Origin of the sequence: Klebsiella sp. C283 (assembly GCF_048822555.1) — a bacterium.
Classification (GTDB): Bacteria; Pseudomonadota; Gammaproteobacteria; order Enterobacterales; family Enterobacteriaceae; genus Klebsiella; species Klebsiella quasipneumoniae.
This window is the reverse complement of the sequence record NZ_JBMEZS010000009.1, coordinates 94,871-115,396: the sequence shown is the minus strand read 5'-3', so window position 1 is coordinate 115,396 and position 20,526 is coordinate 94,871. Positions and strand designations below refer to the sequence as shown.

Below are 20,526 nucleotides of genomic sequence, written 5' to 3'. Positions count from 1 at the left end.
GATGCGTAAATCTGTTATCGCGATCATTGTCATCGTGCTGGTAGTGCTCTACATGTCAGTCTTTGTCGTGAAGGAGGGCGAGCGCGGTATCACGCTGCGTTTCGGTAAAGTTCTGCGCGACGACGAAAACAAGCCGCTGGTATATGCGCCAGGCCTGCACTTCAAGATCCCGTTTATCGAATCGGTGAAAATGCTGGATGCGCGTATTCAGACCATGGATAACCAGGCTGACCGTTTTGTCACCAAAGAGAAGAAAGACCTGATCGTCGACTCCTATATTAAATGGCGCATCAGCGACTTCAGCCGTTACTACCTGGCCACCGGCGGCGGCGACGTCTCCCAGGCAGAGGTGCTGCTGAAGCGTAAATTCTCGGACCGTCTGCGTTCTGAAATCGGCCGTCTGGATGTGAAAGACATCGTCACCGACTCCCGTGGTCGCCTGACGCTGGAGGTGCGTGATGCGCTGAACTCAGGGTCGGCCGGTACGGAAGATGAGGTTAGCACGCCGGCAGCTGACGACGCGATTGCCAAAGCGGCAGAGCGCGTGGAAGCTGAAACCAACGGCAAAGTGCAGGTGATCAACCCGAACAGTATGGCGGCGCTGGGTATTGAAGTCGTCGACGTGCGTATCAAGCAGATCAACCTGCCGGCGGAAGTGTCGGAAGCGATCTACAACCGTATGCGCGCGGAGCGTGAAGCGGTTGCTCGTCGCCACCGTTCACAGGGTCAGGAAGAGGCGGAAAAACTGCGCGCGACCGCGGACTATGAAGTCACCAAGACGCTGGCGGAAGCCGAGCGCCAGGGCCGTATCCTGCGTGGTGAAGGCGATGCGGAATCGGCAAAACTGTTTGCCGACGCGTTCAGCCAGGATCCGGGCTTCTATTCCTTTATTCGTAGCCTGCGCGCCTATGAGAAGAGCTTCCAGAGCAATCAGGATGTCATGGTCCTGAGCCCGGATAGCGATTTCTTCCGCTATATGCGTTCACCGGATTCGGTGCGTAAATAAGTCGAAGATGACGGTAACCTACAGTGGTTAATGCAAAAAGGCGCCTGAGACAGGCGCCTTTTTTATGCTACGACGGCATGAATTAGTTGCCGAGCAGCTTGTTCAGCAGGCCGCCGATCACCGGCAGGCCCGCCAGCGTACTTTCGATGGTGCCGCCGATAGATGAGCCAACGCTTTCGCCCAGGGTTTTGCCCAGGTCCGGCGCCAGATCGGCCAGATTAATGGTGCCAATCAGCGGCAGGTTAATGCTCAGGGCATCGGTGCCCATCGTCCATACGGCGGCACCAACCTTACTGCCTAAGGTTGCCAGGCCATCCTGTAACCAGCCAGCGCCGCTCACATTTTCGATTTCAACTGCGGTTAATTCTCTCATGATAATCTTCCTGATTATGTAGACGTACCGGGTTGTAGTACGCGACGGCATAGTTGCAATTTAAAAAATAGACAGCAATACAACTGGTTATGAATTTTGTTTCACCTTTCCGGTTCATAATGAAGAGGAAATACGGGACAATGTGAATTGAGTGAATGAATTCACTATGCTGGCCGATGACGCCTGCGAAGGCGGCGATGATACTTTTCAATTAGGGTTGACGATGAACTCCACCATTTGGCTGGCGCTGGCGCTGGTTTTAGTACTCGAAGGGCTTGGCCCGCTACTTTATCCGCGCGCCTGGCGCAAGATGGTCGCCAGCCTGAGCCAGCTTCCGGATAATTTATTGCGGCGCTTTGGCGGCGGACTTGTGGTTGCCGGGATTGTGATCTACTACATGTTGAGGAAATCGATTGGCTGATCAAAAAGTGGTCGGATTTGCCTTATTTTGGATGCAAAAAGTGCTGTAACTCTGAAAAAGCGATGGTAGAATCCATTTTTAAGCAAACGGTGATTTTGAAAAATGGGTAACAACGTCGTCGTACTGGGCACCCAATGGGGTGACGAAGGTAAAGGGAAGATCGTCGATCTCCTGACAGAACGGGCTAAATATGTTGTGCGCTACCAGGGTGGTCACAACGCCGGCCATACTCTCGTAATCAACGGTGAAAAAACCGTTCTCCATCTTATTCCATCAGGCATTCTGCGTGAAAACGTCACCAGCATCATCGGTAACGGCGTCGTGCTGTCTCCTGCTGCGCTGATGAAAGAGATGAAGGGCCTGGAAGACCGTGGTATCCCGGTTCGCGAGCGTCTGCTGCTCTCTGAAGCTTGCCCGCTTATCCTTGACTATCACGTGGCGCTGGACGTGGCGCGTGAAAAAGCGCGCGGCGCGAAGGCGATCGGCACCACCGGTCGCGGCATCGGCCCGGCTTACGAAGATAAAGTCGCTCGTCGCGGTCTGCGCGTTGGCGATCTGTTCGATAAAGCAACCTTCGCCGATAAACTGAAAGAAGTGATGGAATATCACAACTTCCAGCTGGTGAACTTCTACAAAGCAGAAGCGGTTGACTACCAGAAAGTGCTGGACGATGTGATGGCGATTGCCGACATCCTGACCGGCATGGTGGTGGACGTTTCCGACCTGCTGGATCAGGCGCGTAAACGTGGCGACTTCGTAATGTTCGAAGGCGCACAGGGCACGCTGCTGGATATCGACCACGGTACCTATCCGTACGTAACCTCTTCCAACACCACCGCGGGTGGCGTGGCGACCGGCTCCGGCCTGGGCCCGCGTTATGTGGATTACGTTCTGGGTATCATCAAAGCTTACTCGACTCGCGTAGGCGCGGGTCCGTTCCCGACCGAGCTGTTTGATGAAACCGGCGAGTTCCTCTGCAAGCAGGGTAACGAATTCGGCGCCACCACTGGTCGTCGTCGTCGTACCGGCTGGCTGGACGCCGTCGCGGTTCGTCGCGCGGTGCAGATTAACTCCCTGTCCGGCTTCTGCCTGACTAAACTGGACGTCCTCGACGGCCTGAAAGAAGTGAAAATCTGCGTTGGCTACCGTATGCCGGATGGCCGCGAAGTGACCACCACTCCGCTGGCAGCCGACAACTGGGAAGGTATCGAGCCTATCTACGAAACCATGCCGGGCTGGTCTGAAACCACCTTCGGCGTGAAAGAGCGCAGCGGCCTGCCGCAGGCAGCGCTGAACTACATCCAGCGTATTGAAGAGCTGACCGGCGTTCCGGTTGATATCATCTCTACCGGTCCAGACCGTACCGAGACCATGATTCTGCGCGACCCGTTCGACGCATAATCACTCGCAAGGGGCGCCGTTCGGGCGCCCTTGTTTTTGCTGTTCGCCCGCCCCATTTCAAATAAATTAGCGGCCTGAGCGCTGGCTGGTTTATCATCAATAATAATGATGTCGCTCGACATACCCTGTTTTCTTTTCCCTGAGGTTTATGTGCAGTTAACGAGTTTCACCGATTACGGACTACGGGCGCTGATTTATATGGCGTCGCTGCCGGAAGGACGGATGACCAGTATCTCGGAAGTGACCGAGGTCTATGGCGTCTCCCGTAATCATATGGTTAAAATAATCAATCAGTTAAGTCGCATGGGCTACGTAACTGCCGTGCGGGGGAAGAACGGGGGCATTCGCCTCGGCAAACCAGCAGGACAGATCCGCGTCGGTGACGTGGTGCGCGACCTTGAACCCTTATCGCTGGTCAACTGCAGCAGCGAGTTTTGCCACATTACACCAGCCTGTCGTTTGAAACAGGCGCTAGCTGAAGCCGCGCAGAGTTTTCTCAAGGAACTGGATAACTATACGCTGGCTGATTTGGTTGAGAAGAATCAACCGCTTTATAAATTATTGCTGGTGGAGTGACGCCACTCTGCCGGAGATGACAACGGAGGAACCGATATGTCACAAGATCCATTCCAGGAACGCGAAGCTGAGAAGTACGCGAACCCAATCCCGAGCCGGGAATTTATCCTCGAACATTTAACCAAACGGGAAAAGCCTGCCAGCCGCGATGAGCTGGCCATCGAGTTAAATATCGAGGGCGAAGAGCAAACCGAAGCGCTGCGCCGCCGCCTGCGCGCGATGGAGCGCGACGGTCAGCTGGTCTTCACCCGCCGTCAGTGCTATGCGCTGCCGGAGCGCCTTGATCTCCTCAAAGGAACCGTTATCGGCCACCGTGATGGCTATGGTTTCCTGCGCGTTGAAGGGCGCAAAGACGATCTCTACCTGTCGTCAGAGCAGATGAAAACCTGTATTCATGGCGACCAGGTGCTGGCCCAACCGCTGGGCGCGGACCGCAAGGGCCGCCGCGAAGCGCGCATTGTCCGCGTCCTGGTGCCGAAAACCAGCCAGATTGTTGGCCGCTACTTTACCGACGCTGGCGTCGGTTTCGTCGTCCCGGACGACAGTCGCCTGAGCTTCGATATCCTGATCCCGCCGGAAGAGATTATGGGCGCGCGGATGGGCTACGTGGTGGTGGTCGAGCTGACCCAGCGCCCGACCCGCCGCACCAAAGCCGTGGGGAAAATCGTCGAAGTGCTGGGCGACAACATGGGTACCGGCATGGCCGTCGATATGGCGCTGCGCACCCATGAAATTCCATACGTCTGGCCGCCGGCGGTAGAAAACCAGGTTTCCGGCCTGAAAGAGCAGGTGCCGGAAGAGGCGAAAGCCGGGCGCGTCGATCTGCGCTCCCTGCCGCTGGTCACCATTGACGGCGAAGATGCCCGCGACTTCGATGACGCGGTGTACTGCGAGAAGAAACGCGGCGGCGGCTGGCGCCTGTGGGTAGCCATTGCCGACGTCAGCTACTACGTGCGTCCAGGGACGCCGCTGGACGCTGAAGCGCGCAGCCGCGGAACCTCGGTCTACTTCCCGTCGCAGGTGGTGCCGATGCTGCCGGAAGTGCTGTCTAACGGTCTGTGCTCGCTGAACCCGCAGGTCGATCGCCTGTGCATGGTGTGCGAGATGACGATTTCGTCAAAAGGCCGTCTGACCGGTTATAAATTCTATGAAGCGGTGATGAGTTCACATGCTCGCCTGACCTATACCAAGGTGTGGCATATGCTGCAGGGCGACCAGGAGCTGCGTGAGCACTACGCGCCGCTGGTGAAGCATATTGAAGAACTGCATAACCTCTACAAGGTGCTGGATGGCGCCCGCGAAGAGCGCGGCGGTATCTCATTTGAAAGTGAAGAAGCTAAATTCATCTTCAACGCCGAGCGCCGTATCGAGCGTATCGAACAGACCCAGCGTAACGATGCGCACAAGCTGATTGAAGAGTGCATGATCCTGGCGAACATCTCCGCTGCGCGCTTCGTTGAGAAGGCGCAGGAGCCGGCGCTGTTCCGTATTCACGATAAGCCGAGCACCGAGGCGATTACCGCGTTCCGCAGCGTGCTGGCGGAGCTGGGTCTGGAACTGCCGGGCGGCAACAAGCCGGAGCCGCGCGATTACGCCGAACTGCTGACCTCCATCGCCGATCGCCCGGATGCGGAAATGCTGCAGACGATGCTCCTGCGGTCGATGAAGCAGGCGGTCTACGATCCGGAAAACCGCGGCCACTTTGGCCTCGCGCTGCAGTCCTATGCCCACTTCACCTCGCCGATCCGTCGTTACCCGGATCTGTCGCTGCACCGCGCCATCAAATATCTGCTGGCCAAAGAGCAGGGGCATAAAGGCAATAGCACGGAGACCGGCGGCTGGCACTACAGCATGGAAGAGATGCTGCAGCTGGGCGAGCACTGCTCGATGACCGAACGTCGTGCCGATGAAGCGACGCGCGAAGTCTCCGACTGGCTGAAGTGTGACTTCATGCAGGATCAGGTAGGCAATATCTTCTCCGGGGTTATCGCCAGCGTGACCGGCTTTGGCTTCTTCGTTCGTCTCAACGATCTGTTTATCGACGGCCTGGTGCATGTTTCCTCCCTGGATAACGACTACTATCGTTTCGACCAGGTGGGGCAGCGTCTGATCGGCGAGTCCGGCGGGCAGACCTATCGCCTGGGCGACCGCGTGGAAGTCCGTGTGGAAGCGGTCAACATGGACGAGCGTAAAATCGACTTTACCCTCATCTCCAGCGAGCGCGCGCCGCGTAATGTCGGCAAAACCGCCCGTGAGAAAGCGAAAAAGAGCACCTCCGGCAAACCGGGCGGCCGTCGTCGTCAGGTTGGTAAGCAGGTGAACTTCGAGCCGGACAGCGCGTTCCGCAAAGAAAAAGACCAGGCGAAAGCGAAGCCGAAAGGCGAGAAGAAAGCGAAAAAACCGTCGGCGAAAACGCAGAAAATCGCCGCCGCGACCAAAGCCAAGCGCGCGGCAAAGAAGAAGAGCGCCGAGTGATTGACCACCCTTCACTCTGAAGTCTGCTGACGCAGGACGGGGTGAAGGGCGGATAACAGAACCTAAAACGAGTACATCAATGAGTGAAATGATTTACGGCATCCATGCGGTGCAGGCACTGCTGGAGCGCGCACCTGAGCGTTTTCAGGAAGTTTATATTCTGAAAGGCCGTGAGGATAAGCGCCTGCTGCCGCTGATCCACGCGCTGGAAGCGCAGGGCGTGGTGATTCAGCTGGCCAACCGCCAGTTCCTCGATGAGAAGAGCGAAGGCGCGGTACACCAGGGGATCATTGCCCGTGTGAAGCCGGGGCGTCAGTATCAGGAGAACGATCTGCCGGATCTGCTGGCGCAGCTCGATCAGCCGTTCCTGTTGATCCTTGACGGCGTGACCGATCCGCATAACCTCGGCGCCTGCCTGCGCAGCGCCGATGCTGCCGGCGTGCACGCGGTGATTGTGCCGAAAGATCGTTCCGCGCAGCTGAATGCGACGGCGAAGAAAGTGGCCTGCGGCGCGGCGGAGAACGTCCCGCTGATCCGCGTCACCAACCTGGCGCGCACCATGCGCCTGCTGCAGGAGGAGAACGTCTGGATCGTCGGAACCGCAGGTGAAGCCGACCATACGCTGTTCCAGAGCAAAATGACCGGGCCGATGGCGCTGGTGATGGGCGCGGAAGGCGAAGGTATGCGCCGCCTGACCCGCGAGCACTGTGATGAGCTGATCAGCATCCCGATGGCGGGCAGCGTCTCCTCGCTGAACGTCTCGGTGGCCACTGGCATCTGCCTGTTTGAGGCGGTACGCCAGCGCAGCTAAGCTGATCCGCTGACGGAACTGAAAAGCCATCCTCCGGGATGGCTTTTTTGTGACCGCTCTCGCGGGCGAGTATCTCCCTGGATAACCATACTTATGGTTATCGCCATTGATGGAGGGAGACACGATGCACTGGCAAACGCACACCGTTTTTAATCAACCGACCCCGCTGAATAACAGCAATCTGTTCCTGTCCGATACCGCCCTGCGTGAAGCGGTGGTCCGTGAAGGCGCCGGCTGGGATGGCGATCTGCTCGCCAGCATTGGCCAGCAGCTGGGGACCGCAGAATCGCTGGAGCTGGGACGCCTGGCCAACAGCAACCCGCCGGAGCTGCTGCGCTATGACGCCACCGGCGCCCGACTGGACGACGTTCGCTTCCACCCCGCCTGGCACCTGCTGATGCAGGGGCTGTGCGCGAACCGGGTGCATAATCTCGCCTGGCAGGAGGAGGCCCGTGAAGGCGCGTTTGTCGCGCGCGCCGCTCGCTTTCTGCTCCACGCCCAGGTAGAGGCCGGAACGCTGTGCCCGATTACCATGACCTTCGCCGCGACGCCTCTGCTGCAGCACGCCCTGCCTGCGCCTTTTGGCGACTGGCTGTCGCCGCTGCTGAGCGACCGTTACGATCCCCACCTCGCGCCGGGCGGCCAGAAGCGCGGCCTGCTGATTGGCATGGGGATGACCGAGAAGCAAGGGGGCTCCGATGTGCTGAGCAATACCACCCGCGCGGAGAAAACGGCCGAAGGGTTTTACCGGCTGGTGGGACACAAATGGTTCTTCTCGGTGCCGCAGAGCGATGCCCACCTGGTGCTGGCCCAGGCGCCTGCGGGCCTGTCGTGCTTCTTTGTGCCGCGCCTGCTGCCCGACGGACAGCGCAACGGCGTGCGGCTGGAGCGCTTAAAAGAAAAGCTCGGCAACCGCTCCAACGCCAGTAGCGAAGTGGAGTTTTATGACGCCTGCGGCTGGCTGGTGGGCGACGAGGGCGACGGCGTGCGGCAGATCCTCAGGATGGGCGGCCTGACCCGCTTTGACTGCGCGCTGGGTAGCCATGCCCTCATGCGCCGGGCCTTCTCGGTGGCGCTGTATCATGCGTTACAGCGCCAGGCGTTCGGTAAAAATCTGGTCGATCAACCGATGATGCGCCAGCTGCTGGGGCAAATGGCGCTCCGTCTTGAAGGACAAACCGCGTTCCTGTTTCGTCTGGCGCGGGCCTGGGACCGTCGGGATGATGCCCGGGAAAGCGCCTGGGCGCGTCTGTTTACGCCTGTGGCCAAGTTTGCCATCTGCAAGGCAGGCATCCCGTTCGTCGCTGAGGCGATGGAAGTCCTGGGAGGGATCGGCTATTGCGAGGAGAGTGAGCTACCGCGGTTGTATCGCGAGATGCCGGTCAACAGCATCTGGGAAGGCTCCGGCAATATTATGTGCCTCGATGTGATGCGGGTGCTGAGCAAGCAGCCGGCGGCGATGGAGCTGCTGGCCGCGGAGTGTGCGGAGGTGAAAGGACAGAACCGCCATCTCGACCGCGCATGGCGTCAGCTGCAGCAATTGCTGAAACGACCCGCCGAAGAGCAGGGCAGAGAGATTGCCCGGCTGGTCTATCGTCTGGGGGCGGGGGCGCAGATGCTGCGTTTCGCTTCGCCGCCGCTGGCCGAAGCCTGGTGCCGGATGATGCTCGACACGCGCGGCGGCATACGTCTTGACGCGCCGACCCTCGACGACCTGCTGCTGCGGGCCATGGGGCGGGGGCGCCAGGCGCCTCAGGCGTAGAGAATGGCCTGCACGCGCCAGCTGTCCGGCTGTTGTTCCTCGTACATCTGAATAATGCGATACCAGGAGGCGCCTTGCTCGTCCGCTTTGCGGGCAATGGCGTGCTCCACATCCTGTTGGCTGCCGGAAAGATTAGCGACGGAGATCAGACCGATTTCATTCAGGCCGGTGACGCAATCCGCGCTGGCGAATTCGGCTGACTGCGCGGAGGTGTTGGCCGTCGCAGTGGTTAACAGCAGGCTGGATAGGGTAAAAGATCGTTTCATCGTCAGCTCCATTTCACGTAGTCCCAAGGGCAGTCCGTTGCTAACGTCCTGCCAGGTGGCTGGCCGAACGTTATTATGCACAGGAGAACGTGAATGGACGCAAAGCTGTGTAAAGCAGATTTAAAGACGCCGTCTCGTCATCGACGATAGAGGATCGCCTGCGAATACCACTGGCCGGGTACCATGGTGTCATCGATCATGATGATGACGTAGTAATCGGCTTTGGCCGCTTCTGCTTTGGCCTTCAGCGCCGCTTCGACATCCATCGGCGAACCGTACATCAGTACGCTCACCGTGGCCATTTTCTGCAGGCCAGCCGTCTGGTTGCGCTGGATCTCCTGCGGATGGTCGGTGGCGGGCGGCGGGGCTTCCGGCGTTCCCTGCAGAGCGCTACACCCGCTGAGGACGATAGCCAGTAACCACGGACAAAACCTGCGCATAACCATATCTCGTTTCCTGATAGTGATAGTGTAGTGGTAGCCTTAACAGGATTTCCGGGGAATGTTCCCGAACTGTTATCTCTGACGCGATTTTCGAATGAAAATGTTGTGAAAGCGTAACCGGGTTCTCAACATTATGAATCGTAGCAAACGGGGTTGCCTGGTGAATGCATTTTCCCATGCCGCCTAACCACCATAGAGAAGGGAGACGATAAATGATTGCACTCGAAATGCGCAACCTCGGCGGTGGCGAAATTTTGCATGCCTGCCCGCAGGAGAGTCTGGATAAGCCACTGCCCTGTATCGTCTTTTATCATGGCTTTACTTCGTCAAAACTGGTTTACAGCTACTTTGCGGTGGCGCTGGCCCAGGCGGGTTTCCGGGTGATTATGCCGGACGCGCCGGAGCATGGCGCGCGCTATCACGGTGATGAGACCGGGCGGATGCAGCGCTTCTGGCCGATCCTGCAGCAGAATTTCAGAGAGTTTCCCGCGCTGCGCGAGGCGATTATCGCCGAAGGCTGGCTGGAAGGAGAGCGACTGGCGGTGGCGGGGGCGTCGATGGGGGGAATGACGGCCCTGGGTATCATGACGCATCATCCCGAGCTGAACAGCGTCGCCTGCCTGATGGGGTCGGGCTATTTTCGTTCGCTGTCGCAAACCCTGTTTCCCTCGCCTGGCTTTGATGGCGACAGCCTCAGCGAGTGGGATGTCAGTCATCAGCTGGCGTCGCTCGCCCGGCGGCCGCTGCTGCTCTGGCATGGCGATGCCGACGATGTGGTGCCGCCGGCAGAGACCTTCCGGCTTGAGCAGGCGCTCAGGCAGGGCGATCTTGCCGCCAGGCTGACCTGCGTCTGGCAGAAAGGCGTCCGCCATCGCATCACCCCGGAGGCGCTGGCCACGACGGTCGCCTTTTTTCAGCAGCATCTTTAAACGCGGATTACGCTGGCGTCCCTCCTCTGATACCGCTACCCATCTGGCGCTCTATCGCCGTTATCCCGGCCTTGGCGGGGTGGTGCATATCCATTCGACGCACGCTACCGCCTGGGCGCAGGCGGGGCTGGCGATCCCGGCGCTCGGCACCACCCATGCGGACTACTTTTTCGGTGATATCCCTTGCACCCGGGCGCTTAGCGCGCAGGAGGTGGATGAGGCCTACGAGCTGAACACCGGGAAGGTGATTATCGAAACGCTGGGCGAGGCAAACCCGTTGCATACGCCGGGGATCGTCGTCTATCAGCACGGGCCGTTCTCCTGGGGGAAAGACGCCCACGAGGCGGTGCACAACGCGGTGGTGATGGAAGAGGTGGCGCGCATGGCGTGGATTGCCCGCGGCATTAATCCGCGGCTGCAGCCGATTGACAGCTGGCTGATGGAAAAACATTTTCTGCGTAAACACGGGCCGAACGCCTACTACGGGCAGAAGTAAACGACGCGCTCCGGGGCTTTCACCGTCACGGTGAAGCAACTGGTCTGGCCCCGGAGCCGTTTTTAGCCCTGACGATAAGCCGACGGCATAGCGCGCATGCCGATGAGCGTGACCACGCAAATTATCGCGCCAGCGTAAAACGTCGAAGCGGCGCCGAAGGTTTCCCACAGCACGCCTGCGCCGGTACTGGCCAGCAACAGCGCCAGGCCGCTCATCAGGTTGAACATACCGAACGCCGTGCCGCGTAGCGCCGGCGGCGCCGTACGGGCGACCATCGCCGCCAGCAGCCCCTGGGTCATCCCCATATGAATTCCCCACAGCGCGACCCCGACCAGCAGCGTGCTCCAGTGGGCGCTGAGGGCCAGCACGATATCGGCGAGGATCAGCACCAGCAGTCCCCACTGCAGCAGTTTGCTGTGGCTCATGCTGTCAGAGAGCTTGCCGAACGGGTAGGCCGTAACGCTGTAGACCAGGTTCATCGCCACCATGACCAGCGGAATGGTAAACAGCGGGATCTCCATCTGCTGGGCGCGCAGCACCAGAAAGGCTTCGCTGAAGCGGGCGAGGGTGAAGATGCTGCCGATGGCGACCACCCACCAGTAGGCGGCGGAGAGCTTTTGCAGATTTTCGCGCTTCAGCGGATTACTGCGTTGATGGTCGATGGCGGATTTTGGCTCCTGCAGGCCAAAACCCAGCAGGAGAATAGAGAGCACGGCGGGAATAACCGCCACCCAGAATATAGCGTGAAAATCGTTGGCCCAGATAAACATCAGCAGCACCGCCAGCAGCGGGCCGAGAAAGGCGCCAACGGTATCCAGCGCCTGACGTAGCCCGTAGGCGGCGCCGCGGATCTCTGGTGGGGTGACGTCGGCGACCAGCGCGTCGCGCGGCGCGCCGCGAATGCCTTTGCCTACGCGGTCGATCATGCGGGCGCTAAACACCACGCCGGCGGTCGGGGCGATGGCAAACAGCGGCTTGCTGAGCGCGCCCAGGCCGTAGCCCAGCAGCGCCAGCCCTTTGCGCTTACCGACGTAGTCGCTGATCGCGCCGGAGAAGATTTTCAGGATCAGGGCGGTGGCTTCCGCCAGCCCCTCGATAAGACCGATGATAATCACGCTGGCGCCGAGGGTGGTGGCCATAAACAGCGGTAAGAGACTGTGGATCATCTCGGACGACACATCCATCAGCAGGCTGACGCCGCCGAGCACCCAAACGCCTTTGGGGATGCGGCCTAAGGTGGCGAAACGCGGAACCATCAATCACTCCTGAATATCAAATGGCGAGTGGCTGATTAAATCAGGTTGCGATGACGCTGATAAGTTGGTTTATAAAATAATTCTCAATTGCGTTTAGCCGCTGGCCTTGCTTCGCCCCTCGCGAGGAGAGGCGAAGAATTGACTTGGCGTTAGCGGTAAATCACCGCGCTGGCGCGAAGCGGGCCGTTGGTTTCTGGTTCGTGCATCAGGATGGGCTGAAAATATTTCGCCCCCTGCGCATCGCTCAACTGGCTAAGGGCCTGTTCGGCCTCGTGCTCAGTGGCCATATTGTGATTGATATAGATAACGCCGAGGCTCTGCACATCGTCCATGTTGCGGGCCTGTCGTTCGGTGATTTGGATAGCTGCCAACGCGTTGGCGCTGAAGAAAAGCGCAGCCATCATGGCGATGATTTTCAGTTTCATATACTACGCTCCTGACTGACAGTCCTGACGCTGACTCGGGGCTCTCCTGTGGTCATTGGGTTTCTGATTTAAGTGTAATCGCTGATTGAACGGCGTATCGCGACCTTTTCTGATGCAGTTGTTCAAAAAAATGCCGCTTCCTTTGCTGGTTAATTTTAAATCACCCACTTAGCGCCACTTGGCGCTTAGTGCGAATTATTTGTGCAAATGCGCTTGTGTTCCTGGGGGGCCGCCATTAGAATGACGCGTCAATTTTTCAGCCGCCCTTTAACACGTTCCTTGCCTCCATGGGCCGCGGCTGACCCAGACAGGAGGCTGAATAATCCGTAAGGAGCAATTCGATGCGTCATTACGAAATCGTTTTTATGGTCCATCCTGACCAGAGCGAACAGGTTCCGGGCATGATCGAACGTTACACTGGTGCAATCACTGCAGCAGCAGGTACGATCCACCGTCTGGAAGACTGGGGCCGCCGTCAGCTGGCTTATCCGATCAACAAACTGCACAAAGCTCACTACGTTCTGCTGAACGTTGAAGCGCCGCAGGAAGCGATCGATGAGCTGGAAACTAACTTCCGCTTCAACGACGCCGTTATCCGCAGCATGGTAATGCGTACTAAGCACGCTGTTACCGAAGCATCTCCGATGGTTAAAGCGAAAGACGAGCGCCGTGAGCGTCGCGAAGATTTCGCCAACGAAACCGCAGATGATTCTGAAGCTGGGGATTCTGAAGAGTAATCCTGATGACCAACCGTCTGGAGCTGTCCGGCATTATTTGCAGGACTCCACTTCGTAAGGTCAGCCCGTCAGGAATTCCTCACTGCCAGTTCGTGCTTGAGCATCGTTCAGTGCAGGAGGAAGCCGGTTTTCACCGGCAGGCATGGTGTCAGATGCCCGTTATTATTAGCGGTCACGAGAACCAGGCCATTACTCACAGTATAACGGTCGGTAGCGCAGTAACCGTTCGAGGGTTCATCTCTTGCCATAAGGCAAAGAACGGCTTGAGCAAAATGGTTCTGCATGCCGAGCAGATTGAATTGATAGATTCTGGAGACTAGCCATATGGCACGTTATTTCCGTCGTCGCAAGTTCTGCCGTTTCACCGCGGAAGGCGTTCAAGAGATCGACTATAAAGATATCGCTACGCTGAAAAACTACATCACCGAAAGCGGTAAGATTGTCCCGAGCCGTATCACCGGTACCCGTGCAAAATACCAGCGTCAGCTGGCTCGCGCTATCAAACGCGCTCGCTACCTGTCCCTGCTGCCGTACACTGATCGTCATCAGTAATCGGTCACGGTCCATTAATACGACTTTGAGAGGATAAGGTAATGCAAGTTATTCTGCTTGATAAAGTAGCAAACCTGGGTAGCCTGGGTGATCAGGTTAACGTTAAAGCGGGCTATGCTCGTAACTTCCTGGTCCCGCAGGGTAAAGCTGTTCCTGCTACCAAGAAAAACGTTGAATTCTTCGAAGCACGTCGCGCTGAACTGGAAGCCAAACTGGCTGACGTTCTGGCAGCTGCTGAAGCTCGTGCTGCGCAGATCAACGCCCTGGAATCCGTAACCATCGCGTCTAAAGCTGGCGACGAAGGTAAACTGTTCGGTTCCATCGGTACTCGCGACATCGCTGATGCTGTCACTGCAGCAGGCGTTAAAGTTGCTAAGAGCGAAGTTCGCCTGCCGAACGGCGTTCTGCGTAACGTTGGCGAGCACGAAGTGGACTTCCAGGTTCACAGCGAAGTTTTCGCTAAAGTTATCATCAACGTGGTTGCTGAGTAATCGGCCTCTGACGTTCTGGTAACAACAAATCGCCGGCCTTGTGCCGGCGTTTTGCTTTTTAGCGCCCTTCATTTTGCGGCGGCGTAACGCTCGCTGTCGTCTTCGCTGCTAGCGCGCACGCACAAAGCTGCCGTTCGACTGGCGGGTAAACAGCACCTGCTGGCCGTTGCCGGTATCAATAGTGAGCCCGGTGACCACGCCGTTGGCGTTCTGCCGAATTTGCACCGTCTGTCCGCTCTGCAACGTGCTTAATGGTTTACCTGCGCCTTCAACCTGCGCCATGGCGTAAACGTCGGTGGCCGGCAGCCCATGATCGCGGAACAGCTGGGCCAGGGTTTTGCCTGACTCGATGCGATAGGTCCGCCATTGCTGTTCAATACCCGGCGCGGACTGCTGCGATGAGGATTGATAGGGCTGGGAGGCGGCGGGCTGCTGCGTCTGCGCCTGATCCGGCTGCTCATCCTGAATCGGCTCCGGGGCGACCGGCGCCATCTGGTCGGCATCGCTCACGGTAGGCGTATTGGTGATCGGCGGCAGCGGAACGGCCTGATTGCCGCCAGCTTGCGGTTGGGACTGCGACTGCAGATTCAGGTTTGCTTCACGGCTGGTGGACGCCGGGTTTTGGCTATCGTCTGAGGGAAGCAGAATGCCGATAATCACCAACAGGAAGCCAGCGATAATTCCCCGGCGGTGCATCGGGGGCAGTGGGTCCAGGAGGCGAAAATGATCCGGGGCGTGCCAGATTTTCGCCAGGGTAGATGTCAGTTCAAAGCGCCCGGGCATGGCTTTCCTCCTGCTCCGCATATTTTTATCCTGCCTATGAGTATAGATGGCTAACGTTCTGATGACCGGAACAAAGTGAAGTTAACCTGATGCCGCCTATTGTTTCTTTTTCGCTGAGATTTGTCATCATCCGCCGACAAAGTTTTACCCATTTCGCTATGGCTGTTATGCTTCCGGACGCTTTTCTCTTGATGTTTATCACCCAAAAAAGGAACAAAGATGGCAACCCCAACTTTTGACACTATCGAAGCGCAGGCAAGTTACGGTATCGGCTTGCAGGTTGGACAACAGCTGAGCGAATCCGGCCTGCAGGGGCTGCTGCCGGAAGCGTTGGTGGCGGGTATCGCCGATGCGCTGGAAGGTAACCAGCCGCAGGTGCCGGTAGAAGCCGTCCACCGTGCGCTGCGTGAAATCCACGAGCGCGCCGACGCCGTGCGTCGCGAGCGTTTCCAGGCGATGGCCGCTGACGGCCAGAAATACCTTGATGAAAACCGCGAGAAAGAGGGTGTGAACAGCACCGAGTCCGGTCTGCAGTTCCGCGTGCTGACCCAGGGCGAAGGCCCGATCCCGGCCCGTACCGACCGCGTACGCGTGCACTACACCGGTAAACTGATCGACGGCACCGTCTTCGACAGCTCCGTCGCCCGCGGCGAACCGGCAGAGTTCCCGGTGACCGGCGTAATCGGCGGCTGGATTGAAGCGCTGACCCTGATGCCGGTAGGTTCCAAATGGGAACTGACCATCCCGCACAACCTGGCCTACGGCGAGCGCGGCGCTGGCGCGTCGATCCCTCCGTTCAGCACTCTGATCTTCGAAGTTGAACTGCTGGATATTATCTAAACAGCAGAGGCTTCCTCTTCCCCGGCGGCGGGGGAAGCCACAAAAATAGCGTAAAATCCTTAAGTTAAAAATTAATTGGAATTATGTTTTGCATTCATCGCGTATGGGTGTATTTTTGTGAGCTATTTCGCGTTAGATGAGTGATATAACACTCACTTTAAACATAAAATTAACATTATATCTAAATCATAGTATTCATCCCTCCGATTCTTACCTAATATCGACTAGCCCTTGCTGGGGTTAATGACAGACGACAGGCCATCAGAGCCTGAACAACACAGACAGGTACAACAGGAAGAAATCACATGGTAGATCAGGTTAAAGTCGCTGCTGTCGAGCAGGAGCCGACTGAACAGTCGCTACGGCGAAATCTCACAAACCGACATATTCAGCTGATTGCAATTGGCGGGGCGATCGGCACTGGATTATTTATGGGTTCTGGCAAAACCATCAGCCTTGCCGGGCCATCCATTATTTTTGTTTATATGATTATCGGTTTTATGCTGTTTTTCGTTATGCGAGCCATGGGCGAATTACTGCTGTCGAACCTCGAATATAAATCCTTCAGCGACTTTGCGGCCGATCTGCTGGGTCCCTGGGCGGGCTACTTTACCGGCTGGACCTATTGGTTCTGCTGGGTGGTGACGGGGATGGCGGACGTGGTGGCGATCACCGCCTACGCGCAGTTCTGGTTTCCCGGACTCTCCGACTGGGTCGCGTCGCTGGCGGTGATCCTGCTGCTGCTGGGCCTGAACCTCGCCACCGTTAAAATGTTTGGCGAAATGGAGTTCTGGTTCGCGATGATCAAAATCGTCGCCATCGTGGCGCTGATCGTGGTCGGCCTGGTGATGGTCATGATGCATTTCAAATCGCCGACCGGCGTCGAAGCCTCTTTCGCGCATCTGTGGAATGACGGCGGCTGGTTCCCGAAAGGGCTGAGCGGCTTCTTCGCCGGCTTCCAGATTGCGGTATTCGCCTTCGTGGGGATTGAGCTGGTCGGTACAACCGCGGCCGAAACCAAAGACCCGGAAAAATCCCTGCCGCGAGCGATTAACTCCATCCCGCTGCGTATCATTATGTTCTACGTCTTTGCGCTGATTGTGATTATGTCGGTGACGCCGTGGAGCTCCGTGGTGCCGAGCAAGAGCCCGTTCGTTGAGCTGTTCGTGCTGGTTGGTCTGCCGGCGGCGGCGAGCCTGATTAACTTCGTGGTGCTGACTTCCGCAGCCTCATCGGCCAACAGCGGCGTCTTCTCCACCAGCCGTATGCTGTTCGGTCTGGCGCAGGATGGTCAGGCGCCGAAGATGTTCGCCAAGCTGTCGAAGCGTGCGGTGCCGGCGAAGGGCTTAACCTTCTCCTGCATGTGCCTGCTGGGCGGTGTGGTGATGCTGATGGTCAACCCGAGCGTGATCGCCGCGTTCACCATGATCACCACGGTGTCGGCGATCCTGTTCATGTTCGTCTGGACCATCATCCTTTGCTCTTATCTGGTCTACCGTAAACAGCGTCCGCAGCTGCACGAGAAGTCCAAATATAAGATGCCGCTGGGCAAATTAATGTGCTGGGTGTGCATGGCCTTCTTCGTCTTTGTACTGGTGCTGTTGACCCTCGAAGATGACACCCGTGAAGCGCTGATGGTCACCCCGCTGTGGTTCGTTCTGCTGGGTGCGGGCTGGCTGTTTGCCGGCAAAAAACGTCTGGCGAAATAAAAGAACATTTTAACGTTGCTTGCAACGGACCGTCATAAAAAAGGCCACCCGGAGTGGCCAAATAAGACGGACAATGTCGAGGGCGCCTGCGGGCGCCTTTTTCGTTATTCTCCTGCGAGGGCACGCGGGAACAGCACGTTATTTTCCAGGCTGATGTGCTCCATCAGATCGTCAATCATCTCGTTGATACCGTTATACATCGCTTTCCAGGTGGTGCACGCTTCCGGCGGCGGCGTCACGTTATGGGTGATATGTTTGATCACCTCCAGCAGTTCACCCGCTTCGTCATGTTCGCTTTCCATCACGCTGATGGGGCCCCCGGCCTGGGCGCCCATCCCCTGTTTGATCATCGGGAACAGGATCTGCTCCTCTTTCATCATGTGGCTGGAGAGCTCCTGCTGCAGCATGGTCAGGTACTTCGTCAGCCCTTTCGGCACGTTCGGTTTATCGGCATGGACCCGTTCCACCTTGGTGGCCTGCAGGATCAGCTCCGGCAGCTGTTCGCGGTGCCGATCATGATAGCGAACGATGATATGGTCGATAATCTCCGCGAGAGGCGCCGCGCGCCAGTCGTGGGTGACGGGCTGCTCGGCCAGTTTCGCCAGCTCGGCTTCAATCACCGCGACATCCAGCGCTTTACGCGATGCGGCGCGCGCCAGCGTCTGTTTGCCGCCGCAGCAGTAGTCCATATCGTATTGACGGAACAGGGCGGAGGCGCGGGGGATGGACAGCGCCAGCTCGCCTAAAGGTTGGTCACGGAAAGCCATAGCAGTTACCTCGTCATCAGGAATATAAGGTGCATTTTAAATGCATCTTTATGGCGAGGGAATACCCCTTAAGAGGGCCCGGCTACTTTTTTTCGTGCGTCAGCGGTTGCAACGTCGGTTTGTCCGGCCTGGCGCGTACGGCGGAGACCACGCCGAGCACCAGCAGCAGGATACCGCTCAGGGTCAGCAGCGGTGGTAAACTTTGCCGCAACAGAAAGGTATACAGTAGCCCGGCCAGGGTTTCGAAAACGATAAGCGGCCCGAGGATCACCGTCGGCAACCGTTGACTGGCAATATTCCAGCACAGCGCGCCGACCCATGAGCAGAGCACCGCGATGGCCAGCATCAGCGTAATGAACACCGCCGGGCGCGGGCCGAAGGGCAGGGGGAACCCGGCCTGCTGACCGTGCAGCCAGGCGCAGGCGGCGAGATAACCTGCCAGCGAAACCGGAAGCGTCACCAGCGCCTGAGCGGTAGCCCACATCATCGGCGGTTGATGCGGATTCTCCCGCAGCCAGCGGGCGTTGCGCAGCGCATACCAGGCCCAGCAGACCACCGACCCCAGCGCCAGCGCAATGCCGGAGCCGTAGCGCCACGGACTAAAATCAGGCAACCCCTGGCGCAGTTCCGCGACGTTAACGCAGATCAGGCCGACGGCGATGCAGACCAGCGCCGGAAACAGGCGCCGCCACGGCAGCTTTCCGTCGCGCTGGCTGTAGAGCAGATTGGCGAAGACCGGCAATACCACCGGCAGCGTGCCGATAATCATGGTGGAGACCGGCGCCCCGGTGCGCTGAATGGCGCTGGCCAGACAGACGTAATAGATAAGATTTCCCATCATCGTCAGACCCAGCGCGGTCCACCAGTCGTTCCGGCTCAGCTGGCGCAAACGCGCGCGCCCGAGCCATGCCAGCGGCAGGGCGATCAGACCCAGCGCCAGATAGCGTCCCATCGACTGGAGCATCGCCGGATACTCGGGCACCAGCAAAGGCCCGACAAAGATTAATCCCCACATCAGCCCCGCCAGCAGGGCGTACAACACACCACTAATCATCATTGCATCCATTGTCATCACGGTTGTCTGCAGTGTAGAAGGAGGGCGGGCGGGAATATTGTATGAGATTGCGCATCAGCGCCTGGCGACCTGCTTCTGATAGCGTACCGGCGTAATGCCGTAACGCTGGGTGAAGGCGCGGGTCAGATGAGACTGGTCGGTAAGGCCGACGGCTATCGCCACCTCGGCGGCGGGCATGCCGTGGGTGAGAAACGCCTTGGCGCGCCACAGGCGGATGGCCATCAACATCTGATGGGGCGTCACATGATAGTGGGCTTTAAACTGGCGCTGAAAGTGGTACGGGCTAAGCGTCGCCACCTGAGCCAGCTCGTCGAGGGTGATGGGGCGCATATAGTTATCGTGCAGGTAGTCGCGCACGCGGTCGAAGCGATGTCCTGTCTCGCCCTGCGCCGAGGCATGGTGGGCCAGAGGGCGGAAGGTGTCGATGAGGTCGAGCAGCATTCCCTGCTGGGCCAGCGCATCGTCGCTGTGCCACAGGCCATATATTAGCTGGCCAATCCGCCGGGACCGCAGGGGATCCTCGCGGACCACCTCGCTGAACCACCAGTCGCGCACCCCGGTGATGGCCTCCAGACGGTCCGGCTCCAGATAAATCATCCGGTAGCGCCAGCCGTCGGCGGTTTCCGCTTCGCCGGTGTGCAGCTCGTCGGGATTCATGGTAACAATGGCGTTCGCGGCGGCGATATGCTGGCTGCCACGGTAGCGAAAGCGCTCGGCGCCTTGCTCAATCACGCCGATGCCGAAGGCTTCGTGAGTATGAGGTTCAAAGGCGTAGCGGGAGATATGGGCGTGGTAAAGCTCCACCCCGGGCAGCTGTTCGAGATGGCGAAAGCGCGCACGATCTTTTTCATCACTAAATTGGGGTGGTACGCCCTGCATGCCTGCCTCCCGACGGTTGATCTCTTCAATATGAGAGAGGAACCGCCGGGACG

The 20,526-nt window shown here is 58.3% G+C and carries 23 protein-coding genes and 1 pseudogene; 15 read left to right on the top strand and 9 right to left on the bottom strand.

The annotated features are described in order from the left end of the window. The first annotated feature begins 1 nt into the window (after position 1). The gene (hflC, locus tag ACOI7Z_RS18570; RefSeq protein ID WP_004192484.1) at positions 2 to 1,006 is read left to right on the top strand and encodes a protease modulator HflC; all 1,005 of its coding nucleotides are present in this window, start codon (positions 2 to 4) and stop codon (positions 1,004 to 1,006) included. Positions 1,007 to 1,088: 82 nt separating this feature from the next. Here hflC and ACOI7Z_RS18565 read toward each other — a convergent pair whose 3' ends face one another. Beyond that, positions 1,089 to 1,379: a hypothetical protein gene (locus tag ACOI7Z_RS18565; protein ID WP_087848658.1), complete on the bottom strand. Its 291-nt coding sequence runs from the start codon at positions 1,377 to 1,379 to the stop codon at positions 1,089 to 1,091. Positions 1,380 to 1,602: 223 nt separating this feature from the next. Here ACOI7Z_RS18565 and ACOI7Z_RS18560 point away from each other — a divergent pair, with 223 nt between their 5' ends. The 6 genes from ACOI7Z_RS18560 to ACOI7Z_RS18535 all read left to right on the top strand — a co-directional run bounded on the left by ACOI7Z_RS18560 (position 1,603) and on the right by ACOI7Z_RS18535 (position 8,825). Further along, complete coding sequence (locus ACOI7Z_RS18560; RefSeq protein WP_002885664.1) at positions 1,603 to 1,800, top strand: DUF2065 domain-containing protein; 198 nt, start codon at positions 1,603 to 1,605, stop codon at positions 1,798 to 1,800. 102 nt (positions 1,801 to 1,902) lie between these two features. Beyond that, positions 1,903 to 3,201, top strand: coding sequence for an adenylosuccinate synthase (locus ACOI7Z_RS18555; protein ID WP_012543110.1), 1,299 nt, complete (start codon positions 1,903 to 1,905; stop codon positions 3,199 to 3,201). A gap of 150 nt (positions 3,202 to 3,351) precedes the next feature. Continuing rightward, positions 3,352 to 3,777: a nitric oxide-sensing transcriptional repressor NsrR gene (gene nsrR, locus ACOI7Z_RS18550; protein WP_002885667.1), complete on the top strand. Its 426-nt coding sequence runs from the start codon at positions 3,352 to 3,354 to the stop codon at positions 3,775 to 3,777. 36 nt (positions 3,778 to 3,813) lie between these two features. Then, entirely contained in the window at positions 3,814 to 6,252 is a 2,439-nt protein-coding gene (gene rnr / locus ACOI7Z_RS18545) for a ribonuclease R (protein ID WP_023291716.1), read from the top strand. A gap of 79 nt (positions 6,253 to 6,331) precedes the next feature. Then, positions 6,332 to 7,063, top strand: coding sequence for a 23S rRNA (guanosine(2251)-2'-O)-methyltransferase RlmB (gene rlmB, locus ACOI7Z_RS18540; RefSeq protein WP_002885669.1), 732 nt, complete (start codon positions 6,332 to 6,334; stop codon positions 7,061 to 7,063). Positions 7,064 to 7,187: 124 nt separating this feature from the next. Next, positions 7,188 to 8,825, top strand: coding sequence for an isovaleryl-CoA dehydrogenase (locus tag ACOI7Z_RS18535; protein WP_087848660.1), 1,638 nt, complete (start codon positions 7,188 to 7,190; stop codon positions 8,823 to 8,825). On the opposite strand, the gene yjfN is transcribed toward ACOI7Z_RS18535, so the two are convergent. Together yjfN and bsmA are read right to left on the bottom strand one after the other, a co-directional pair. After that, positions 8,816 to 9,091 carry a DUF1471 family protease activator YjfN gene (yjfN, locus tag ACOI7Z_RS18530; RefSeq protein ID WP_004206450.1) on the bottom strand — a complete coding sequence of 92 codons (276 nt, stop codon included), beginning with the start codon at positions 9,089 to 9,091 and terminating at the stop codon, positions 8,816 to 8,818. The two genes, ACOI7Z_RS18535 and yjfN, sit on opposite strands and share 10 nt — an antisense overlap. Before the next feature lie 137 nt (positions 9,092 to 9,228). After that, positions 9,229 to 9,537, bottom strand: coding sequence for a biofilm peroxide resistance protein BsmA (bsmA, locus tag ACOI7Z_RS18525; protein ID WP_023291718.1), 309 nt, complete (start codon positions 9,535 to 9,537; stop codon positions 9,229 to 9,231). A gap of 209 nt (positions 9,538 to 9,746) precedes the next feature. Between bsmA and yjfP the strand changes: the two genes are divergently transcribed. Together yjfP and ACOI7Z_RS18515 are read left to right on the top strand one after the other, a co-directional pair. Then, positions 9,747 to 10,463: an esterase gene (gene yjfP, locus ACOI7Z_RS18520; RefSeq protein ID WP_085551707.1), complete on the top strand. Its 717-nt coding sequence runs from the start codon at positions 9,747 to 9,749 to the stop codon at positions 10,461 to 10,463. A 10-nt stretch (positions 10,464 to 10,473) separates the two neighbouring features. Next, positions 10,474 to 10,959, top strand: a pseudogene (locus ACOI7Z_RS18515) (L-ribulose-5-phosphate 4-epimerase); the annotation flags it as partial. A 62-nt stretch (positions 10,960 to 11,021) separates the two neighbouring features. Here the strand turns inward: ACOI7Z_RS18515 and ACOI7Z_RS18510 are convergent. Continuing rightward, on the bottom strand, positions 11,022 to 12,215 hold the full coding sequence (locus tag ACOI7Z_RS18510; RefSeq protein WP_087848661.1) for an MFS transporter: 1,194 nt from the start codon (positions 12,213 to 12,215) through the stop codon (positions 11,022 to 11,024). 149 nt (positions 12,216 to 12,364) lie between these two features. After that, a complete protein-coding gene (locus tag ACOI7Z_RS18505) occupies positions 12,365 to 12,640 on the bottom strand; it encodes a DUF1471 domain-containing protein (RefSeq protein ID WP_004206463.1) in 276 nt (91 codons plus the stop codon). A gap of 341 nt (positions 12,641 to 12,981) precedes the next feature. Between ACOI7Z_RS18505 and rpsF the strand changes: the two genes are divergently transcribed. The 4 genes from rpsF to rplI are packed head-to-tail and all read left to right on the top strand — an operon-like array spanning position 12,982 to position 14,420. Then, positions 12,982 to 13,377, top strand: a complete 396-nt coding sequence (gene rpsF, locus ACOI7Z_RS18500) for a 30S ribosomal protein S6 (protein WP_008807174.1) — start codon at positions 12,982 to 12,984, stop codon at positions 13,375 to 13,377. Positions 13,378 to 13,382: 5 nt separating this feature from the next. Further along, entirely contained in the window at positions 13,383 to 13,697 is a 315-nt protein-coding gene (gene priB / locus ACOI7Z_RS18495; RefSeq protein WP_002885722.1) for a primosomal replication protein N, read from the top strand. A gap of 4 nt (positions 13,698 to 13,701) precedes the next feature. After that, the gene (gene rpsR, locus ACOI7Z_RS18490) at positions 13,702 to 13,929 is read left to right on the top strand and encodes a 30S ribosomal protein S18 (protein ID WP_000135199.1); all 228 of its coding nucleotides are present in this window, start codon (positions 13,702 to 13,704) and stop codon (positions 13,927 to 13,929) included. Positions 13,930 to 13,970: 41 nt separating this feature from the next. Then, complete coding sequence (gene rplI / locus ACOI7Z_RS18485) at positions 13,971 to 14,420, top strand: 50S ribosomal protein L9 (RefSeq protein ID WP_004206464.1); 450 nt, start codon at positions 13,971 to 13,973, stop codon at positions 14,418 to 14,420. A gap of 108 nt (positions 14,421 to 14,528) precedes the next feature. Here the strand turns inward: rplI and ACOI7Z_RS18480 are convergent, their stop codons facing one another. Beyond that, positions 14,529 to 15,203, bottom strand: coding sequence for a LysM-like peptidoglycan-binding domain-containing protein (locus ACOI7Z_RS18480; protein ID WP_023291729.1), 675 nt, complete (start codon positions 15,201 to 15,203; stop codon positions 14,529 to 14,531). A gap of 219 nt (positions 15,204 to 15,422) precedes the next feature. Here ACOI7Z_RS18480 and fklB point away from each other — a divergent pair, with 219 nt between their 5' ends. Both fklB and cycA read left to right on the top strand, forming a co-directional pair. Continuing rightward, a complete protein-coding gene (gene fklB, locus ACOI7Z_RS18475) occupies positions 15,423 to 16,043 on the top strand; it encodes an FKBP-type peptidyl-prolyl cis-trans isomerase (RefSeq protein WP_002886687.1) in 621 nt (206 codons plus the stop codon). Between the two features lie 305 nt (positions 16,044 to 16,348). Then, positions 16,349 to 17,752, top strand: a complete 1,404-nt coding sequence (cycA, locus tag ACOI7Z_RS18470) for a D-serine/D-alanine/glycine transporter (RefSeq protein WP_080901605.1) — start codon at positions 16,349 to 16,351, stop codon at positions 17,750 to 17,752. Between the two features lie 104 nt (positions 17,753 to 17,856). Here the strand turns inward: cycA and ytfE are convergent, their stop codons facing one another. The 3 genes from ytfE to ACOI7Z_RS18455 form a co-directional block, all read right to left on the bottom strand. Beyond that, a complete protein-coding gene (gene ytfE / locus ACOI7Z_RS18465) occupies positions 17,857 to 18,519 on the bottom strand; it encodes an iron-sulfur cluster repair protein YtfE (protein ID WP_048296476.1) in 663 nt (220 codons plus the stop codon). Positions 18,520 to 18,601: 82 nt separating this feature from the next. After that, positions 18,602 to 19,573 carry a DMT family transporter gene (locus ACOI7Z_RS18460; protein WP_044525189.1) on the bottom strand — a complete coding sequence of 324 codons (972 nt, stop codon included), beginning with the start codon at positions 19,571 to 19,573 and terminating at the stop codon, positions 18,602 to 18,604. A gap of 75 nt (positions 19,574 to 19,648) precedes the next feature. After that, entirely contained in the window at positions 19,649 to 20,473 is an 825-nt protein-coding gene (locus ACOI7Z_RS18455) for an AraC family transcriptional regulator (RefSeq protein WP_085551701.1), read from the bottom strand. Between the last annotated feature and the right edge of the window lie 53 nt (positions 20,474 to 20,526).

What these genes read in the sequence shown, in the direction of transcription:
- rlmB (WP_002885669.1), top strand. Translation starts at nt 6,332, where the DNA reads ATGAGTGAAATGATTTACGGCATCCATGCGGTGCAGGCACTGCTGGAG.
- ACOI7Z_RS18460 (WP_044525189.1), bottom strand. Translation starts at nt 19,573, where the DNA reads ATGATTAGTGGTGTGTTGTACGCCCTGCTGGCGGGGCTGATGTGGGGA.
- ACOI7Z_RS18565 (WP_087848658.1), bottom strand. Translation starts at nt 1,379, where the DNA reads ATGAGAGAATTAACCGCAGTTGAAATCGAAAATGTGAGCGGCGCTGGC.
- rpsF (WP_008807174.1), top strand. Translation starts at nt 12,982, where the DNA reads ATGCGTCATTACGAAATCGTTTTTATGGTCCATCCTGACCAGAGCGAA.
- ACOI7Z_RS18455 (WP_085551701.1), bottom strand. Translation starts at nt 20,473, where the DNA reads ATGCAGGGCGTACCACCCCAATTTAGTGATGAAAAAGATCGTGCGCGC.
- yjfN (WP_004206450.1), bottom strand. Translation starts at nt 9,091, where the DNA reads ATGAAACGATCTTTTACCCTATCCAGCCTGCTGTTAACCACTGCGACG.
- rnr (WP_023291716.1), top strand. Translation starts at nt 3,814, where the DNA reads ATGTCACAAGATCCATTCCAGGAACGCGAAGCTGAGAAGTACGCGAAC.
- bsmA (WP_023291718.1), bottom strand. Translation starts at nt 9,537, where the DNA reads ATGGTTATGCGCAGGTTTTGTCCGTGGTTACTGGCTATCGTCCTCAGC.
- cycA (WP_080901605.1), top strand. Translation starts at nt 16,349, where the DNA reads ATGGTAGATCAGGTTAAAGTCGCTGCTGTCGAGCAGGAGCCGACTGAA.
- ACOI7Z_RS18505 (WP_004206463.1), bottom strand. Translation starts at nt 12,640, where the DNA reads ATGAAACTGAAAATCATCGCCATGATGGCTGCGCTTTTCTTCAGCGCC.
- ACOI7Z_RS18535 (WP_087848660.1), top strand. Translation starts at nt 7,188, where the DNA reads ATGCACTGGCAAACGCACACCGTTTTTAATCAACCGACCCCGCTGAAT.
- ytfE (WP_048296476.1), bottom strand. Translation starts at nt 18,519, where the DNA reads ATGGCTTTCCGTGACCAACCTTTAGGCGAGCTGGCGCTGTCCATCCCC.
- rplI (WP_004206464.1), top strand. Translation starts at nt 13,971, where the DNA reads ATGCAAGTTATTCTGCTTGATAAAGTAGCAAACCTGGGTAGCCTGGGT.
- ACOI7Z_RS18510 (WP_087848661.1), bottom strand. Translation starts at nt 12,215, where the DNA reads ATGGTTCCGCGTTTCGCCACCTTAGGCCGCATCCCCAAAGGCGTTTGG.
- fklB (WP_002886687.1), top strand. Translation starts at nt 15,423, where the DNA reads ATGGCAACCCCAACTTTTGACACTATCGAAGCGCAGGCAAGTTACGGT.
- hflC (WP_004192484.1), top strand. Translation starts at nt 2, where the DNA reads ATGCGTAAATCTGTTATCGCGATCATTGTCATCGTGCTGGTAGTGCTC.
- ACOI7Z_RS18480 (WP_023291729.1), bottom strand. Translation starts at nt 15,203, where the DNA reads ATGCCCGGGCGCTTTGAACTGACATCTACCCTGGCGAAAATCTGGCAC.
- priB (WP_002885722.1), top strand. Translation starts at nt 13,383, where the DNA reads ATGACCAACCGTCTGGAGCTGTCCGGCATTATTTGCAGGACTCCACTT.
- ACOI7Z_RS18560 (WP_002885664.1), top strand. Translation starts at nt 1,603, where the DNA reads ATGAACTCCACCATTTGGCTGGCGCTGGCGCTGGTTTTAGTACTCGAA.
- rpsR (WP_000135199.1), top strand. Translation starts at nt 13,702, where the DNA reads ATGGCACGTTATTTCCGTCGTCGCAAGTTCTGCCGTTTCACCGCGGAA.
- yjfP (WP_085551707.1), top strand. Translation starts at nt 9,747, where the DNA reads ATGATTGCACTCGAAATGCGCAACCTCGGCGGTGGCGAAATTTTGCAT.
- ACOI7Z_RS18555 (WP_012543110.1), top strand. Translation starts at nt 1,903, where the DNA reads ATGGGTAACAACGTCGTCGTACTGGGCACCCAATGGGGTGACGAAGGT.